Source organism: Cellulosimicrobium cellulans (assembly GCF_001722485.1).
GTDB lineage: Bacteria > Actinomycetota > Actinomycetes > Actinomycetales > Cellulomonadaceae > Cellulosimicrobium > Cellulosimicrobium cellulans_A.
Window position 1 is genome coordinate 1 of record NZ_LWGL01000007.1, and the last position, 17475, is coordinate 17475.

Annotated in this window: 12 protein-coding genes; 4 read left to right on the forward strand and 8 right to left on the reverse strand. The window is 73.6% G+C overall.

What is annotated here, in order from left to right:
* Together JZ5iCDA_RS01730 and JZ5iCDA_RS01735 are read right to left on the reverse strand one after the other, a co-directional pair.
* Positions 1 to 1239 (reverse strand): tetratricopeptide repeat protein (locus JZ5iCDA_RS01730; RefSeq protein WP_139122911.1); only part of this gene is annotated, 1239 nt, incomplete at its 3' end.
* A gap of 10 nt (positions 1240 to 1249) precedes the next feature.
* The gene (locus JZ5iCDA_RS01735; protein WP_069385547.1) at positions 1250 to 2608 is read right to left on the reverse strand and encodes an AAA family ATPase; all 1359 of its coding nucleotides are present in this window, start codon (positions 2606 to 2608) and stop codon (positions 1250 to 1252) included.
* A 135-nt stretch (positions 2609 to 2743) separates the two neighbouring features.
* On the opposite strand from JZ5iCDA_RS01735, the gene JZ5iCDA_RS01740 reads away from it, so the two are divergent.
* The 4 genes from JZ5iCDA_RS01740 (at position 2744) to JZ5iCDA_RS01755 (ending at position 5794) form a co-directional block, all read left to right on the forward strand.
* Entirely contained in the window at positions 2744 to 3220 is a 477-nt protein-coding gene (locus JZ5iCDA_RS01740) for a hypothetical protein (protein WP_069385548.1), read from the forward strand.
* Positions 3217 to 3549: a winged helix-turn-helix domain-containing protein gene (locus JZ5iCDA_RS01745; protein ID WP_069385549.1), complete on the forward strand. Its 333-nt coding sequence runs from the start codon at positions 3217 to 3219 to the stop codon at positions 3547 to 3549. The genes JZ5iCDA_RS01740 and JZ5iCDA_RS01745 overlap by 4 nt, the downstream gene beginning before the upstream one ends.
* A gap of 88 nt (positions 3550 to 3637) precedes the next feature.
* A complete protein-coding gene (locus tag JZ5iCDA_RS01750) occupies positions 3638 to 4270 on the forward strand; it encodes a DNA-3-methyladenine glycosylase I (protein WP_069385550.1) in 633 nt (210 codons plus the stop codon).
* 114 nt (positions 4271 to 4384) lie between these two features.
* Positions 4385 to 5794: an L-serine ammonia-lyase gene (locus tag JZ5iCDA_RS01755; RefSeq protein ID WP_069385551.1), complete on the forward strand. Its 1410-nt coding sequence runs from the start codon at positions 4385 to 4387 to the stop codon at positions 5792 to 5794.
* Between the two features lie 165 nt (positions 5795 to 5959).
* Here JZ5iCDA_RS01755 and JZ5iCDA_RS01760 read toward each other — a convergent pair whose 3' ends face one another.
* The 6 genes from JZ5iCDA_RS01760 to JZ5iCDA_RS01785 form a co-directional block, all read right to left on the reverse strand.
* Positions 5960 to 9868: a LamG-like jellyroll fold domain-containing protein gene (locus tag JZ5iCDA_RS01760; RefSeq protein WP_069385552.1), complete on the reverse strand. Its 3909-nt coding sequence runs from the start codon at positions 9866 to 9868 to the stop codon at positions 5960 to 5962.
* Between the two features lie 195 nt (positions 9869 to 10063).
* Positions 10064 to 12193, reverse strand: a complete 2130-nt coding sequence (locus JZ5iCDA_RS01765; RefSeq protein WP_083259543.1) for a glycoside hydrolase family 31 protein — start codon at positions 12191 to 12193, stop codon at positions 10064 to 10066.
* A gap of 70 nt (positions 12194 to 12263) precedes the next feature.
* Positions 12264 to 14228 (reverse strand): glycoside hydrolase family 127 protein, encoded by a 1965-nt coding sequence (locus tag JZ5iCDA_RS01770; RefSeq protein WP_083259544.1) that lies wholly within the window; start codon positions 14226 to 14228, stop codon positions 12264 to 12266.
* Between the two features lie 76 nt (positions 14229 to 14304).
* The gene (locus tag JZ5iCDA_RS01775; RefSeq protein WP_069385553.1) at positions 14305 to 15123 is read right to left on the reverse strand and encodes a carbohydrate ABC transporter permease; all 819 of its coding nucleotides are present in this window, start codon (positions 15121 to 15123) and stop codon (positions 14305 to 14307) included.
* Positions 15120 to 16100, reverse strand: a complete 981-nt coding sequence (locus JZ5iCDA_RS01780) for a carbohydrate ABC transporter permease (protein ID WP_069385554.1) — start codon at positions 16098 to 16100, stop codon at positions 15120 to 15122. The genes JZ5iCDA_RS01775 and JZ5iCDA_RS01780 overlap by 4 nt, the downstream gene beginning before the upstream one ends.
* A 58-nt stretch (positions 16101 to 16158) precedes the next feature.
* Positions 16159 to 17421, reverse strand: coding sequence for a sugar ABC transporter substrate-binding protein (locus tag JZ5iCDA_RS01785; protein ID WP_069385555.1), 1263 nt, complete (start codon positions 17419 to 17421; stop codon positions 16159 to 16161).
* Positions 17422 to 17475: the final 54 nt, after the last annotated feature.

Here is a 17475-nt window from a genome sequence, read left to right on the forward strand (position 1 = left end):
GGCGACACCCCGCGCGTCGGGCCGGGCGAGGGTGCCGGGACCGACCGCCGCGACCACGACGGCGACGGGCGCCAGCAGGAGGCCCCAGCGCACGAGGCTCCGGCGCAGGCCCGCGCGCAGCGCGCCGACCCGCGCGAGGCCCACCGCGTCCGGCGAGAGGTACCCGAGCTCGTGGGCCTGCAGCAGGAGCGCCCGGTGACCGACGGCGGAGACCGTCCCGGCCGCGACGACCGCCACGGCGAGCACCACGAGCGCCCAGCGCACGACGACGGCGTCACGCACGACGAGCAGCAGCACGAGCGCCGTGAGCACGCCGGACCACGCGACGAGGACCATCCAGCCGGTCGCACGACCCGTCGGGGTCGCGCGCAGCGACCGGCGCACGAGCGCCCGCGGCACGCGCCGGAGCACGGGCAGCGTGCGCAGCGCCGTGATCCCCACCCACACCACGAGGACCCAGCCCCAGATCGCGACGGACCCCACGAGGGAGTCGCTCATCGCGAGCGTCACGACGAGCGCGGCCGCGCCCATGAGGATGACCGAGGTCGCGACGAGCCGCAGGAGCTCCTGCCACACGCGCAGGTGCAGGAGGTACCCGGCCTCGGCGTGGTCCGGGTCGAGCGCGAGGACGCCGCTCAGCCCGCGCGCGCTCGCGCCCGCGTCGGGCGACAGGCTCGCGTGGGCGTAGAGCAGGTCGGGGTGGTCCGGCGCCGCGGCGAGGCCTCGCTCGACGAGCTGGCGCGCCCCGGCGTCGTCGCCGAGACGGGACCGGAGCCGGGCGGCCGTGAGCAGCCGGTCGGGATGCTCGGGGGCGAGCTCGAGAGCGGACGCGATGCGCTCGCGCGCGAGCGCCCGGTCCTGCCGGCGGACCTTCCCCAGGAGGTGCACGTCGGCGAGCTGGAGGTGGTAGCGCGCGTCGTCCGGGTCGAGCTCGAGGGCGCGGGCGGCCGTCTCGCGCGCAGCGACCACGTCGCCCGTGTTCTGCTGCGCGATCGACAGCAGGTAGAGGGCGCCGTCCGCGTCGGGCTGTGCCGCGACGACCTGCTCGAGCAGGGGGACCGCCTCGGCGGAGCGCTGGAGGCGCAGGCGCACCCACCCAGCCGTCGCCAGGAGGCGCAGGTCGTCCGGCGTCGCGGCGAGCGCGGCGTCCACCTCGTCGAGCGCGCGCTCGGGCCGCCCCATCTGGACGAGGAGCTCGGCGCGCGAGACGACGGCCGACGGGTCGGTCGTGGTGCTCACCCGGCCCGCCTCAGAGCATGCGTCGCGCGCGCAGGTACGCCGCGAGGTCGTCGTAGCGGCCGTCGGCGTTGGCGAACGTCACGACGTTGCGCGCCGACTGCAGCCACGCCGTCGTCGAGGGCCGGACCTCCTGCAGCGCGGCGCGGACGTCGTCCATCGTCACCGGGCGCACCTCGCCGGACGCGATCGAGTCCATCATCGCCTTCTCCGCCGCCGAGCCGCACAGGTGCTCGAGGTCGGCGCCCGAGAAGCCGTCGGTCTGCGCGGCGATCGCCCGCAGGTCGATGCCCGCGACCGGTCGCCCCGCGAGGTGGTGGCGCAGGATCGCCTCGCGCGCGGGCTCGTCCGGCGGGAGGACGAGCACGACGCGGTCGAACCGGCCCGGGCGCAGCAGCGCCGTGTCGACGTCCCACGGGTGGTTCGTGGCGCCGAGGACGAACAGGCCGTCGTTGTCCGAGCCGATGCCGTCCATCTCCTGCAGGAGCTGGTTGACGATCGTGCGCATGCCGGACGAGCCCGAGTACTGGGCGCGCTTGCCGCCGATCGCGTCGACCTCGTCGAGGAACAGCACCGCGGGAGCCATGCGACGGGCGCGCTGGAAGATGTCGTGCAGGGTCTGCTCCGACTCCCCCTGCCAGCGGCTGAGGACGTCCGCGAGCGTCACGGTGAGGAACCGCGCGCCCAGCTCGCCCGCCACCGCGCGTGCCATGAACGTCTTGCCCGTCCCGGGCGGACCGTAGAGCAGCAGTCCGCCGCGCAGCGACTTGCCGAACGCCCGCGCGATCGCCTGGTTGCGCATGGGCTCGAGGAACGCCTCGCGGATGCGCTTCTTCACGGGCTCGAGGCCGCCGACGTCGGCGAGCGTGACCGTCTCGCGCGAGACCTCGAGCAGGCCCGAGCCGTCGTCGGGCTCGTCGTCGCGCGCGGGGACGGGTCGCGGGGCGGGAGACGTCGAGGCCCCGTCCGTGACGAACGGCGGCGGGACGCGCAGGTCGAGCTCCGACTCGAGGCGCGTCCAGTCGACGTCGCCCGGCGCGTCGGCGCCGACGGCCGCCGGCGGGACGGCTGTGGCTCCGGAGCCGGGGGCCGCGTCAGGGATGGGCGCCACCGTCGGGGCGGGCGCGACCGTCGATGCGGGCGCCACCGTCGAGGCCGGCGCGCCCGCGGACAGCTCCGCGGTGCCGCGCTGGAGGAGGTCGACCGCCTCGGCGCTCGTCGGGTCCAGGCGCAGCGCGACGCTCGCGTGCTCGACGGCCTCGAGGGCCCGCCCGGACGCGAGCAGCAGCGACGCGTAGCTCACCCGCAGCGGCGCGTTCTCGGGCGCTGCCCGGACGGCCGCGGACAGCGCGGACAGGGCGGCGTCGGACATGCGATCTCCTCGTTCGGCGGACAGGGCCGGCCCTAGTCTGCACCGCTCGGGCGACGTCCGACGCGCTTCCCGATGGGGAGTTGGCACCTGCGCACGTACTTGCCGCTACGGAAAGTACGTGCTTCGATGGCACCCATGAGCACCTCCGGAACCCCCGACGCCCTCGACCCCCGCACCCAGCTGGCCCGCGCCGCGGAGCTGACGACGCGCACGCGTGCCGCCGCGTGGCGCTGGGTCCGCATCTACCTCAGCGGCTGGGCGGCGAGCAGCGTGGCGCTCGTCGCGGCGATCGGCCTGGGCGGCCGCGTCGGCATGGTGGTCGGCCTCGCCGTGTGGGGCGCGCTGGTCGCCGTCGGCGTGACCTGGGCCCGGCGCCAGGGCTTCGCGCTGGCCGTCGCGGGTCGGCGCATCGGGATCGGGGCCGGGCTGTGGGCGGCGACGTACGGCGCGCTCCTCGCCGTCGGGCTGACGGTCTTCGCGGGCGACGCCCGCTACTGGGTCCCGGCCGCCGTCGTGAGCGCCGTCCCCCTCCTCGCGGCGGCGTGGTGGCCCGCCCCCGCTGCCGAGACGGCCGCCGACACCGGCGCCGACGTCCCGGCCGGTGCGCGATGACCGCCGCGGCGAGCCACCCGCGGCACGACCTCGACGAGCTCCTGCAGTCCCCCGTGCGCCTCTCGCTCGTCGCGGCGCTCGCGGGGGTCGAGAGGGCCGACTTCCGCGGCCTGCGGGACACGGTCGAGCTGAGCGACTCCGCGCTGTCCAAGCAGCTGTCGGCGCTCGAGACGGCCGGGTACGTCGCCCTCGCGAAGGACCGCGTCGGACGGCGACCGCGCACCTGGGTGAGCGTGACGCCCGCGGGTCGCGCCGCCCTGGCCGGCCACCTCGCCGCGCTCCGGGCGATCGCGGCGGTGACCGTCGACGCGCCGGACGACGAGGCCTGACCGTGCACAGCCCGGGTCGTCGGCCGTCCGCTCCACAGGGCGCGGTCGGTGGTGGTCGGGTGTCGGCCGTGCGGGGCAGAGTGACGCCATGACGACCGACGCCTCCGCCGAGCCCACGACCCCCCTCGCCGCGCCCGACGACGCCCCGGCCGCTCCCCCGCCCGGAGCCCGCTGCTTCGGCGACGGCGACGCGCTGTACGAGGAGTACCACGACACGGAGTGGGCGGTGCCGGTCCACGGCGAGGAGGCGCTGTTCGAGCGGCTCGCGCTCGAGGGGTTCCAGTCCGGGCTGTCGTGGATCACGGTGCTGCGCAAGCGGCCCGCGTTCCGCGAGGCGTTCGCGGGCTTCGACCCGGCGGCGGTCGCACGGTTCGGCGAGGACGACGTCGCCCGGCTCGTCAGCGATGCGGGGATCATCCGCAACCGGCAGAAGATCGAGGCGACGATCGGGAACGCCCGTGCGCTGCTCGCGCTGCACGAGAGCGGGCGCACGCTCGACGAGCTGTTCTGGTCCTTCGCCCCTCCCCCGCGCGACGAGCGCCCCCGCACGTGGACCGACGTGCCGTCGTGGACGAGCGAGTCGGTCGCGCTGTCGAAGGCGCTGAAGAAGGAGGGCTTCCGGTTCGTCGGCCCGACGACCGCGTACGCCGCGATGCAGGCGTGCGGGCTCGTCGACGACCACCTCGCGACGTGCCCGGTGGTGACGAGGCGGTCCGCGTAGTCCTCGCCCCGCCTCGTCCTCGCTCCGCAGGGACTGGTCCGCCTGAACTCGATCCGCCGCGGCGCCGCCATCGCCCGGCGCCCACATCGTGAGACAAGGTGCGACGATGGGGGCATGAGCCCGTACGTGTCCGTCCTCGACCTGTTCTCGGTGGGCCTCGGCCCGTCGAGCTCGCACACGGTCGGGCCGATGCGGGCGGCCAGAGCGTTCGTCGCGGGGCTCGAGGAACGTGGCGAGCTCGACCGCGTCTCCGGTCTGCGCGTGGTGCTGTGCGGGTCCCTCGGGGCGACCGGCGTGGGCCACGGCACGCCCGACGCCGTCGTCGCCGGGCTCGTCGGGCTGGACCCGGAGACGTGCGACCCCGACCTCGTCCCCGGCCGCTGGGAGAAGCTCGGCGAGGGGGTCCGGCTGCCGCTGCTCGGCCGGCACGAGGTCGTCGTGACGCAGGACGACGTCCGCCTCGCGCCCCTGACGCGGATGCCCGGCCACCCCAACGGCATGCGGTTCACGGCCGTCGCGACCGACGGCTCGGTCGTCGCGGAGCAGGAGTACTACTCGGTCGGCGGCGGCTTCGTGCTCACCGCCGACGAGGTCGGCGCAGCGCTCGACGCCGAGGCGGCCGACCGCGCCGCCGACGCGGACGACGTGCCCTTCCCGTTCGCGAACGCCGCCGAGCTCCTCGCCCTGTGCGCCCGTGAAGGCCTGTCGGTCGCGCGCATCGCGTGGGAGAACGAGGTCGCCCTGCGCCCGGCCGCCGAGGTCGAGGCCGGTGTCGACCGCATCTGGGACACGATGAGCGCGTGCGTCGACGCGGGCCTCGAGCGCGACGGCGTGCTGCCGGGGCGGTTGAAGGTGCGACGCCGGGCCCGCGCGCAGCGCGAGCGCCTGGAGGCCGCCGACGAGCGTGGCGAGGACACGACGATCGAGTGGCTGCAGGCGTTCGCGATGGCGGTCAACGAGGAGAACGCCGACGGGCGTCGCGTCGTCACCGCGCCCACGAACGGCGCCGCAGGCATCATCCCCGCCGTCGGGCGGCACTTCCTGCGGACCCACCCGCACGTCGCCGCGGACGGCGAGCGGCGCCGTCGGGCCATGCGCACGTACCTCCTGACCGCCGCCGCGATCGGCGCGCTGTACAAGCGCAACGCGTCGATCTCCGGCGCCGAGGCGGGGTGCCAGGGCGAGGTCGGGTCCGCGTGCTCGATGGCGGCCGGCGCGCTGTGCGCGGTGCTCGGCGGCACGCCGGCGCAGGTGGAGAACGCCGCGGAGATCGCCATGGAGCACAACCTCGGCCTCACGTGCGACCCCGTCGGCGGGCTCGTCCAGGTGCCGTGCATCGAGCGCAACGCCATCGCCGCGTGCACCGCCGTCTCCGCCGCCCGGCTCGCCCTCCAGGGCGACGGCTCGCACGTCGTCTCGCTCGACACCGTCATCGAGACGATGCGCCAGACGGGTGCCGACATGTCGACGAAGTACAAGGAGACGTCGACGGGTGGCCTCGCGGTCAACGTCATCGAGTGCTGAGCGCTGAGCGCTGAGCCGGGAGCAGCGAGCGTCCGCGCGTCAGGGGGGCGGGACGTGCCACCCTCCTGCCCCGCGCCGGTGGCTCACCCGCTCCCAGGGCCCAGAACGACGTTGGTGCCGTTATCCCGCGGATAACGGCACCAACGTCGTGTTCGGCCCGGTGGGTCAGCCGCAGGTGGCGCCGTCGAAGGCGTGCGTGGTGGTCACGCCGCCGGCGGTGACGGTCGCCTCACCGGCGTCGACGCCCGCGGAGCGGACGGCGAACGCCTGGTAGAGGCTCGCGTCGGGTGCGACAGCGTCCGACGCCTTCGAGCCGTACGGGGTCGAGAGCTCGACCGCGACGGCCGCGTCGGACGTGTTCGTCGCGCGCACGGCCACGTACGCCTTGCCCGCGAGGCAGCGGGCCTGGGCCGTGACCTCGACGGGGCTGGCGGGCGTCGACGCCGTCGCGCTGAGCGGCGAGACGGTGATGCGGTCGACGATCGGCGCCTCGTCGGCCCGCAGGTTGTAGTCCGCGGGCCACGTCTGCGACGCGTACGTCTCGCCGTCCCAGTTCGTCGCCTCCTCGGAGCGCAGCGAGATCGTGTTCTCGCCCTCGGCGAGGTCGAGAACGACCGTGCGCTCCCAGAAGTTGTTCTCGTGGAACGTCGGGACGAACAGCACGCGGTGCGCGTCGCCGGCGTTCACCGAGATGTCCGCGTGCCGCGCGACCGGGTTCGGGTTGTAGTGCGTCCCGTCCACCTGCTCCGGGTTGGAGAAGCGGAACACGACCGCGTGCGGCCCGGCCTCGGTGGCGTCGACGTGGAACGTCAGCGAGCTGTCGTTCCCCGGCGCACCGCCCACGCCGGCGACGGCCTGGCCGCCCTCGGCGAGGGACAGGTCGACGACGGCCGCGGACCCGGTGAGGTCGGCGTCCTCCGCCTGGTAGTCGGCCGTGGGCAGGACGCCCTCGCCCGGGGCGACGGTGAGCCGGTCGAGCACGAGCCCGTCGGCGCCGCCGGTGATGACCACCTCGTTGACGCCGCCCTGCAGGTGCGCCGCGACCTGCTGGCCGTCGGCGAGGTCGAGCACGTCGTGGTCGTTGACCGTGAGCGTGCCGTCGTCGCCCATGAGGAGGTCGACGCCGAACGTCGCCTCGGCGTCACGCTCGCCGTAGACCCAGAAGGTCGCCGACTCGCCCTCGCCGAGCCTGACGGTCCCCGAGCCGGAGACATCGCTCGATGCTCCGTCCGGCGCTCCATAGACGGGCTCGCCGCCCTCGGTCGCGGCCAGCTCGGCCTCGTAGACCGCCGTGGTCGCGTCGGGGTTGGCGAGCGACAGCGTGATGCGGTCGACGATCGCGTCGCCCTGCGTCGAGCCGTTCCCCTGGGTGCTCTGCGCCGCGAGGGAGATGGTGTGCGTGCCGGCCGTCAGGTCGACGGTCGTGTCGGCGTGGTCCCAGACCACCCACTTGTAGCCGAGCGGCAGGAAGATCTCCTGCTCCTGCTCGCCGTCGACGCGCACGAACACGTTCGTCGGGCCCTGCTCCTGCACGAGGCCGTACGTGTTCAGGCTGTTGGCGAAGACCGACAGGTCGTAGGTGCCGTCCTGCGGCACGGTGACCTCGAAGTCCAGCACGACGTCGGAGCCCGCGCGCAGACCGCCCACGTCGTATCCGCCGGACGTGTAGAACTTGCCCACGTCGGACGGCGAGCCCTCCGGGCCGTTCAGCGAGTAGCCGCTACCGGTGTGCGCGGCGTCCTCGGCCTCGTAGCTGCCCTGCCAGAGGGTCGGCGTGGAGGACGTCGAGTCGCCGACGCCCGCGGGCGTCACGACGATCTCGTACGCCGAGGACTCCTGGAGCTGCGGGAGCGCCTCGCCGTCGAACTCGACGACGACCTTGCCGTCGACGACGGGGAGCGTGAGCTCGGCGAGGTGCCGCGGCTGCTCGGAGTCGCCGAGCTGGCCGGTCCACGGGATCTCGCGGACGAACGCGCGGACCTCGTCGCCGAACACGTCGGTGGGCACGTTCACCAGCTCGACGGGCGCGGCGCCGTCGGCCCCGCCGAGGATGGTGCGCGAGACGGCGCGCTCCTCGTCGAGCGTCGAGACGCCCTGGAGCGTGTAGTTCTCGCCCGGGAACGGCGGCGTCACCTCGACGGTGTGGCCGCTCATCTGCGCGTACGCGTTGTACAGCCACCACTGGCCGTTGCCGCGGTTCTGCTGCACCGCCGAGTCCGAGAGGTTCCCGTTGATGTTCCAGAACGCGATCATCGCGTCGATCTTGGAGTCCTCGATCGCGGAGATCCACTGGATCATCTGGCCGGGGACGGACGTGTGGTAGTTGAACGCGTACTCGTTGACGTTGACCGGCAGCTCGGTGCCCTCGTATTCCGTACCGGCGAAGACCTCGGCCTCCCAGCCGCGGTACTTGGCGACCGACTCGCGGATCGCCTGCGGGTGCGTGAGCTCGTGCCACGTGATGATGTCCGGCACCGTGCCCGCCTCGACGGCGTGCTCGAGGAAGCCCCTTACCTGGCCGAACAGCTGGCTCGTGCCCGGGCCGGCGATCCGCATGTCGGGGTACGCGGCCTTGATCGTGCGGTACGTCTCGTCCCACGCGGCGAAGTAGTCGGTCGGGTCGTCGAGCCACGACGTGCGGTCGAGGCTCCACTCGCCGGTGCCGAACATGTTGCCCTCGGGCTCGTTGAACGGCTCGATGACGAGGTTGTCGCGGTACTCGGGGTCGAGCTCGCCGATCTTCGCGAGCTGGTCGTCGAGCACGCGCGCGTAGTCGGCGAGCTTCTCCTCCGGGGTGTCGCCCGGCCACTGGTACGGGAAGCCCCGGTAGTAGTCGGTGACGCGCAGGTACACGTCGCCGTCCGTCGCGTCCGCGAGCGGCTTGACGACCTCGAGCGCGTCGGACCCCGGGTGCTGGGCACCGTCCTGCGCCTTGGTCGCCACCGTGCGGACGTTCATGCCCTCGATGAGGTTGTCCGTCGGCATGCCCTCGCCGTACAGGCCGTAGAGCAGGCCGGACGCGCCGCCGAGGAAGTCACCGGTGTTCGTCCCGAGGTCGACGCGCAGCTCACCGCGGTGCACGGTGACCTCCGCGGTGACCGGGGTCCCCGCGGCGTCGCCCGAGACCGTGAACGTCCCCGTGGTGGCGTACTGCTCGGGCGCGATCTCGTCCCACACGACAGGGACGTCGCGGTCGTAGCCGTCGGAGAACGACCCGCGGACGGCGCCCGGGAGCTCGGGCGCGACGCCGACCGTCGTACGGACGTCGAACGCGTCGTCGGCCAGCCCGGTGGCCGTCGGGACGTCGTCGCCGACGAGCTCCGTGACCTGCTCTTCGGTCAGCGCCGACCGGTAGATGCGGAAGTCGTCCACGGCGCCGTCGAACAGCGGGTCGGGGTAGAAGGACCGACCGATGTACCCGGCCGACGTCGCTCCTGACGTCAGGAGGTCGCGCGCCGTGATCGTCGTGGGCGCCGACGCGACGGCCACGCCGTCGAGGTACGTCGTGACGCGGTCGGCCTCGGTGTCGAGCGTCGTGGTGAGGGTGACCCAGTCGCCGGCCTGGAGCGGCCCGTACCCGGTGACCTGCGCCTCGCCGCCACCGCCGTTCGTCGTGACCGCGGTGCGCAGCCGGCCGTCGCCGTTCGACGGCGTGGCGAACAGGTAGCGGGTGGTGCTGCTGCCGAGGTCGAAGACCCGCTGCCACGCGCCGCCGGTGCCGTCCCAGCGCACGCGCGCCGACACGGTGAGGTCGGTCGCGTCGGCGAGCGCGCCGCGCGGGATGGTCACGTAGCCGCCGGCGGCACCGCCGGCGAGGTCGAGCGCGGTGCCGCCGTCCTCGGCGTCCACCACGGCGGTGCTGCCGGAGACCGTGCCGTCGAGGCCGTTCCCGGACGCGTCGGGGACCGTGGACCCCGTGACGTCGTCCATCGTGTAGTGCAGGTCGGGGTCCGGCGTCTCGGCGGACGCCGGCAGCGCGAGCGCGCCGCCGAGCATGCCGCCCGTGAGCGCCATGGTCGTGGACAGCGCGACCGCCGTCCGTCGCGGCGAGCGCCGCGAGGAAGTCGTGCTCATCGTCGAGTACCTCTCTGGTCGTCGCGCGCCGTGCGGCGCACGCTCGGACGTCGTCGTTCGAGCTCTGCCCCTGCCGGGGCCCTGGTCCTCCTTCCGTCTCGTCGTCGTGCGGAGGGGTGCCGTCGAACCGGTTCGACGGCGTTCGTGCGGGCGGGTCGTGCGGGCGGCACGCGGGCGCTGACCCGCGCCCGCCGGTCAGGAGGCGGGCGTCCCGGGGGCCACCGCGCCGGTCGTGCGCCCGACGACGTGCGGCAGCGCGCCGTCGCGCAGGAACACGGGCACGACGTCGAGGGGCGCGTCCGCCCGGACGGTCCGCCCGCCGTCGTGCACCTCGCCGGTCGCCGCGTCGGTCCACCGCGCGCCCGCAGGCAGGTACACCTCGCGCTCACGAGCGCCCGCCTCGAGCACGGGTGCCACGAGGACGTCCGGGCCGAGGAGGAACTCGTCGTCCACGTCCCACGCCCGGGGGTCGCCCGGGAAGTCGTGGAACAGCCCGCGCATGACGGGCTGGCCGTCGGTGTGCGCGGCGCGCATGACGTCGCGCACGTACGGCCGCAGCGCCTCACGCAGGTGGACGTAGCGCTCGAGCACCCCGTACACCTCGTCGCCGAAGCTCCACAGCTCGTTCGGCCCGCCGGACCGCAGGCGGCGCGAGCCGTCAGCGGCCTCGACCTCCTCGTACGGGAGCCGGTCGCCGTGCAGCCGCATCACCGGGCTGAACGCGCCGAGCTGGAACCACCGCACGAGGAGCTCGTGGAACGCCGGGTCGGTGACGTCCCCGCGGTGGAAGCCGCCGATGTCCGTGGTGAACCACGGGATGCCGGCGACGCCCATGTGGATGCCCGCGGTGACCTGACGGGCCATGTCCTCGAACGTCGAGCTGATGTCGCCGGACCACACCAGCGCGCCGTACCGCTGACTGCCAGCCCAGGCGCACCGCACGAGGTTGACCACCTCCTCCTCGCCGTCGGCCCGCTGCCCGTCCCAGAAGGCCCGGGCGTAGAGCTGGGGGTAGAGGTTGCCGACCCGCAGGTTCGGCCCGAGGTGGTAGCGGTAGGCGTCGAAGTCGTAGACGCCGTACTCGGGCTCGGCCTCGTCGAGCCAGAACGTGCGGACGCCGTGCTCGCCGTAGTTGCGGCGGCACGTCTCCCACAGCCACCGCCGCGCCTCGGGGTTCGTCACGTCGAGGAACGCGCTCGGCCCCTCGAAGGACATCTGCACGTCGAGACCGCGCTCGGCGCGGACGAGGAGGTTGTTGCGCCGCAGGTGCGCATAGTTCTCGGACTCGAGGGAGACCTGCGGCCAGACGGAGACCATGAGCTCGACCCCGAGCTCGCGCAGCTCGTCGACCATCGCCGACGGGTCGGGCCAGAACTCGTCCTCGAACCGGTAGTCGCCCATCTTCGGCCAGTGGAAGAAGTCCGCGACGATCACGTCGAGCGGGAGACCGCGCCGCCGGTGCTCGCGCGCCACCTCGAGGAGCTGCTCGGCGTTCCAGTACCGCAGCTTGCACTGCCAGAACCCGAGCCCGCGCTCCGGCATCATCGGGGCGTGCCCGGTCGCGTCGGCGTACGCGCGCGTGATCTGCGCCGGGGTGTCGCCGGACGTCACCCAGTAGTCGAGCTGGCGCGTGGCCTCGGCGTACCACTCCGTCCGGTTCCGCGCGAAGGTCGCGCGCCCGATCGCCGGGTCGTTCCACAGGAACCCGTAGCCGGCGCTCGACAGCACGAACGGCACGCTCGCCTGCGAGTTGCGGTGCGCGAGCTCGAACGTCGAGCCCTTGAGGTCCAGCACGTGCTGCTGGTACTGGCCCATCCCGTAGAGCTTCTCGTCCGGGTCGGACTCGAACGACGCCGTGAGCTCGAGGTCGCCGCCGAGCCGCGGCCGGAACCGCCGCGCCACGAGGTCGAGAGACCCGCCGCGGTCGTGCTCGCGCAGAAGCAGCCTCCCGTGGCGGTCGTAGAACGCGAGCTCGCACCGTGAGCGCTCGTAGCCCACGGGCTCGTGGAACCACCGCGTCACGCGCAGCTCGACGCGCAGGCCGCCGACGACGAGCGTCGCGCCGTCCTCGCGGGTCTCGACCTGCACGTCGTCCGGCTCGTCACCGCCGCCTGCGGCGGCCATCACCTGGTCGCGCGGGAGCAGCGCGTGCTCGGTGTCGACGACGTCGCCCATGAGGGTCGCGCGCACACGGACGCTGTCGCGCCCCCACGGCTCGACGACGAGCGTCTCGCCGTCGCCGCGCCACACGAGGCGGGTGCCGTCCACATGGACGGGCGGCTGGCCCGCGGTGCTGTCGGTGCGGTCGGTGCTCGCGGTGCTCATCCGGTCTCCTTCGACGATGACGGTGACTGATGTCCTGGTGTGCCGGCTGTCCTGGTGGTGCCGGCGGGCGTCAGAGGGTGGGCAGGAACACCCGCATGGTCGACGGCCCGCGCTCGGCCCAGCGGTGGTACGGCACGAGCGGCAGGTCGACCTCCTCGCGCGGCGTCGCCGTCTCCGGCGCGCCGGAGTACGGCAGCCCGTGCCGGTCCGCGCGGGGCGGGACGACGGACCCGCGCACGACGGCGCCGTCCCCCTCCGCCCGCGGGGCGACCGCCGGGTCGACGCGCACGTCCTCGAGGGCGACGCCGTCGGGCAGGTCGGTCGACTCGAGGCACAGGACGAGCGGGCCGCGCTCGACCGCGACGCAGCCGCGCACCGCGTCGACGCGGGGGTCGGGCCAGGTCAGGCGCGGCGCCGTCGGGAGGTCGAGCACGACGACGTCGCCCGGCGCCAGCGTGCCGCGAACCTCGGCCCAGCCCGGCGCGACGGGCCGGGCCTCCTGCCCCGGCGCGGCGAGCGTCGCACCGTGGGCCCAGGACGGCACGCGCAGGCGCAGGCCCACCTCGCGCTCCGGCGCGGCGAGCACCTCGACGCGCACCACGCCGTCGTCCGGGTACCGCGTCTCGACGCGCACGGCGAGCTCCCCGCCGTCGTCGAGCGCCGCGCCGACCTCCCCGGCCGCGTGCTGCAGGAGCGTGAGCTCGTCGCCCTCGACCGACGCGACGTACGTGTGCCACGACGCGAGCGTGCGCGCGACGTTCGTCGGGCAGCACGACACGTCGAACCAGGGGGCGCGCACGCCGCCCTCGGCCCGCGGGTTCTCCGCGTCGGGCTCGACGTCCTGTCCCGGCACGCGCTGGTGCAGGGGGTTGGCGTAGAAGAACGCGCGCCCGTCGGAGCGCGGGGACGTCGCGACGACGTTGTAGAAGGTGCGCTCCATGAGGTCGGCGTAGCGCACGTCGCCCGTCGCGAGGTAGAGCCGCCAGGACACCATGCCGGACGCGACCCCGGCGCACGTCTCGCAGTACGCACGGTCCGACGGCAGCTCCCAGTCGTCGCCGAAGCCCTCGTCCTGGTGACGCGAGCCCATGCCGCCCGTGAGGTAGGTGCGCCGCTCGACGCTGCGCTCCCACTGCCGCGTCACGGCGTCGAGGAGCCCGGCGTCGTCCGTGTCGACAGCCACGTCGACGGCGCCCGCCGCGAGGTAGAGCGCGCGCACGGCGTGGCCACGCCACACGTCGGCCTCGCGCACGGGCACGTCGTCCTGGAAGTAGGCGGGGCTGAGCAGCGGGATCGGCGTGAGCGTGCCGTGCCCGCGGCGCTCGACGAACAGGCGGGCCTGCTCGGTGTAGCGCGGCTCTCCGAGCGCGCGGCCGAGCTCGGCGAGGCCGACCTCGATCTCCGGGTGGCCGCAGACGCCCTGACGCCCGTCGGCCCCGAACTCGGCGCAGACCTGGTCGGCCACGCGCCGCGCCACCTCGACGAGCCGGTCCTCCCCCGCCGTCCGCAGCCGCGCGACGGCGGCCTGGAGCAGGTGGCCCGCGCAGTACAGCTCGTGCCCGCGCTCGAGGTCGCTCCAGCGCGCCGCCTGGCCGGCGTGCCCGAAGCACGTGTTGAGGTAGCCGTCGGCGTCCTGCGCCGCCGCGACGCGCTCGACGAGCCGCTCGTACGTCGCCTCGAGCGCCGCGTCCTCCGTGCGGCCGAGCTCCCACGCCATCGCCTCGAGCAGCTTGTAGACCTCCGAGTCCGAGAACTGCCAGCCCGGCCGCTCGCGCTCGGTGCTCCCGGCGGCGACCGCGTCGAAGTTCGCGAGCCAGCCGAGGCGCTCCATCCAGGTGAGGCAGTGGTCGAACGTCGCGCGCGCGTTCGTCTCCTGCAGGTCGCCCCAGAACCCGCCGGCGAGACGGACCTCGCCGATCCCGAGGCCCCGGCGGCCCGGCGTCGGCGGGACGACGGGTCGCGCCCGTCGCGCGTCGACGGCGGGTCCCGCCGCGCCCGGGGCGGGCGGCGTGGTGAGTGTGGCGTGGTCGGTCACGAGGAGTCCTTCGGTGGTGGATCGGGCCGGGCGGGCGCGACGCCGTGCAGGGTGCGCACGGCGAGGGTGCGCGCGCTCAGTCCTTGACGGCGCCGGCGGTGACGCCCGCCGCGACGAAGCGCTGGGCGAGGACGAGCAGCACGGCGGCGGGCACGGACGCGACGACGGCGGTCGCCATGATCGCGTTCCACTGCGTCGTGTTGTTGCCGATGTAGTTGTAGATGCCGAGCGTGATCGGGATCATGTCGCCGTTGCGGTTGAGCGTGGACGCGAAGATGAAGTCGGACCACGCCCACAGGAAGGCGAACAGCGCCACGGTGACGGTCGAGTTGCGGCTGATCGGCACGACGACCGACCAGAACGCGCGCCACGGGCCGGCGCCGTCGACGCGCGCCGCCTGGAGCAGCTCGCGCGGGATGCCGGACATGAACGCCGTGTACAGCAGCACGCCGAACGGCACCGCGATCGTCGAGTCGGCGATGATCAGGCCGGGGATCGTGTTGAGCAGGTCGAGCCGCACGTAGATGGCGTAGAAGCCCATCGCCATGACGACGGCCGGGATCATCTGCGCGACGAGCAGCAGGAAGTTCAGGGTCCGCCGGCCCCGCAGGTGGAGCTGGGCGATCGCGTAGCCCGCCGGGGCGGCGATGGCGATGGTCAGCACGACGGTGCCGAGACCCACGACCAGGCTCGTGCCCAGCGCGGGCAGCTGCTGCTCGAAGACCCGGGTGTACCCCTCGAACGTCGGGTCCCACGGGAACCAGTGCGGCGGGTTCGCGCGCAGGTCCGACGTCCTGGTCAGCGAGACGTTCGCCATCCAGTAGACGGGGAACAGCATGACGGCGGTGAAGACGATCCCGAGGACGGTCTTCCACCAGGGACGGGTCGTGGTCATGACGCCTCCTGACGGCGCTGGAGCTGCAGGTGCAGGAACCCGAAGACGAGCGCGACGAGGATGAGGATGTTGCCCACGGCCGCCGCGGGCGAGAAGTCGGGTTGGCCGGTGCCGAACGCCTCCCGGTATGACCACACGGCGAACGTGGTCGACGCGTCGCCCGGACCGCCGGTGGTCATGACCCAGATGACGTCGACGACCTTGAGCGTGTAGATGAGGCCGAGCAGGATCGTGATCGCGGAGACCGGGCGCAGCAGCGGCAGCGTGATGCTGCGGAACTGGCGCCACGCCCCGGCGCCGTCGAGCGACGCCGCCTCGTACACGTCCCCGGGGATGTTCTGCAGGCCGGAGTACAGGATGACGAGGTTGAACGGGATGCCGAGCCAGACGTTCGCGATCGTCACGGCGACCAGCGCGGTGTCGGGCGACGTCAGCCAGTTGATCTGCTCGACCCCGAACGCGCCGAGCACCGAGTTGACGATGCCGTTCTCGCTGCTGAGCATCCACGCCCACGTGGACGCCGACACGATGAGCGGCAGGAGCCACGGCACGAGGAACAGCGCGCGCAGCACGTTCGACAGCCGGAAGCTCGACCGGAAGAACACCGCGAGCGCCAGGCCGATGACGAACTGGAACGCGATCGACACGAACGTGAAGACCACCGTGTTCCACAGCGCCGTCGGGAACGTCGAGGACGCGAACACGTCGGCGAAGTTCTCGAAGCCGACGAACTCGGCGTTGCCCTGGACGAACGCCCGGATGTTGTAGTCGTGCACGCTGAGGTCGATGTTGCGCCACAGCGGGTACGCGTAGAAGAGCACCAGGTAGACCAGCAGCGGGGCCGCGAAGCCCACCGCTGCCCACTGGCTGGCGTTCGGTCCCCGCCGGCGGCGGCGCTCCCCGGGGGCGGCGGGCGTGGTGCCCGCCGCTCCCAGGGTGCTCTCGCTCGTCCCGACGGCGGTCGGGAGGGTCGTCATGACTCGTCCTTCGCTCGAGTGGTGTGATCGCTCACAACCGCGCGTGGTGCGCGCGGCGTCAGCTCGTGGCGGACTCGGCCTCGGCCTGCGCGGTCTCGAGGGCCTCCTGCGGCGTCGCCGCGCCGGAGAGCGCGTCCTGGACCGCGCCCCACAGCGCCTCGGAGATCTTCGGGTAGTCCGTGCCGAGGTTGTCGCTCGTACGGCCCTTGGCGCTGCGCACGGCCTCGACCCAGGTCTCGAGCTCGGGGTTCTCCTCGAGGAGCTGCTCCTGACCGGCCTCGGTCGGGGGCACGTAGTACGCGAACGTCGTCGCCGTCTCGACGAAGCCCTCGGGCGTCGTCATGCACTCGACGATCTGGCGGGTGATGTCGTAGCGGGCCTCGTCCGACTGGACGGGCGCGACGATGAACTCGCCGCCCGTCGGCGCGGGGGCGACGCCGCCGTCCTGCGCCGGGAGCTGGATGACGCCGGTCTCGAACCCGGCCTCCGCCGCGCTGTTGACCTGCCACGTGCCGTTCTCCACGAACGCGAAGTTGCCCGTGAGGAACTCCTCCCACGTCGTGTTCTGCGAGTTCTGGATGACCGAGTTGGGGGCGTAGCCCGCGTCGAGCCACCCCTTCCAGAGCTCGAGGGCCTCGACCGCCTCCGGTGAGTCGAGCTGCGTGAGGTCGGCACCCGCGCCCCAGAACCACGGCAGGAACTGGAAGGACCCTTCCTCGGTGCCGATGCCGGCGAACGTGATGCCCTCGTGCCCGGCGGCGGTGACCGCCTCGAGCGCGGCGGTGAGCGAGGCCCAGTCGGTGATCGACGCCGGGTCGACGCCCGCGGCGTCGAGGATCTCCTTGTTGTAGTACAGCGCGAGGGTGTTGGCGCCGATGGGGATGCCGTACTCCTCGCCGTCGACGACGCCGGCGGCGAGCAGGTTCTCGTCCACCTCGGACGTGTCGAGGCCGAGCTCCTCGGTCGTGGTGAGCATGCCGGTGTCGGCGAGCGTCGAGACGGCCGGGTTGTCGAGCAGGATGACGTCGGGGGACGTGCCCTCCTGCGCGGACAGCAGCGCCTGGTTCGTCAGCGCGGTCGTGTCGTACGCGGTGCGCTCGATCGTGACGCCGGCGTCCTCGCCGCACTGCTGGACACGCTGCTCCCAGTCGGACGAGCCGTCGTGCTGGGGGTACGGGTCCCACCAGGTGTACGTCGAGTCGTCACCCGATGCGCTGTCGGTCGACCCGCCCGACGAGCAGGCCCCCACGAGCGCCAGCGTGACGGTGGTGAGCACGGCGGTCGTCGCGAGGGCGACGGGCTTGCGCCTCGTGTTCTGCATGCGATGTTCCTCCTTGAACGTGGCCGGCCGACGACGTCGGCGACCAGGCGTGCG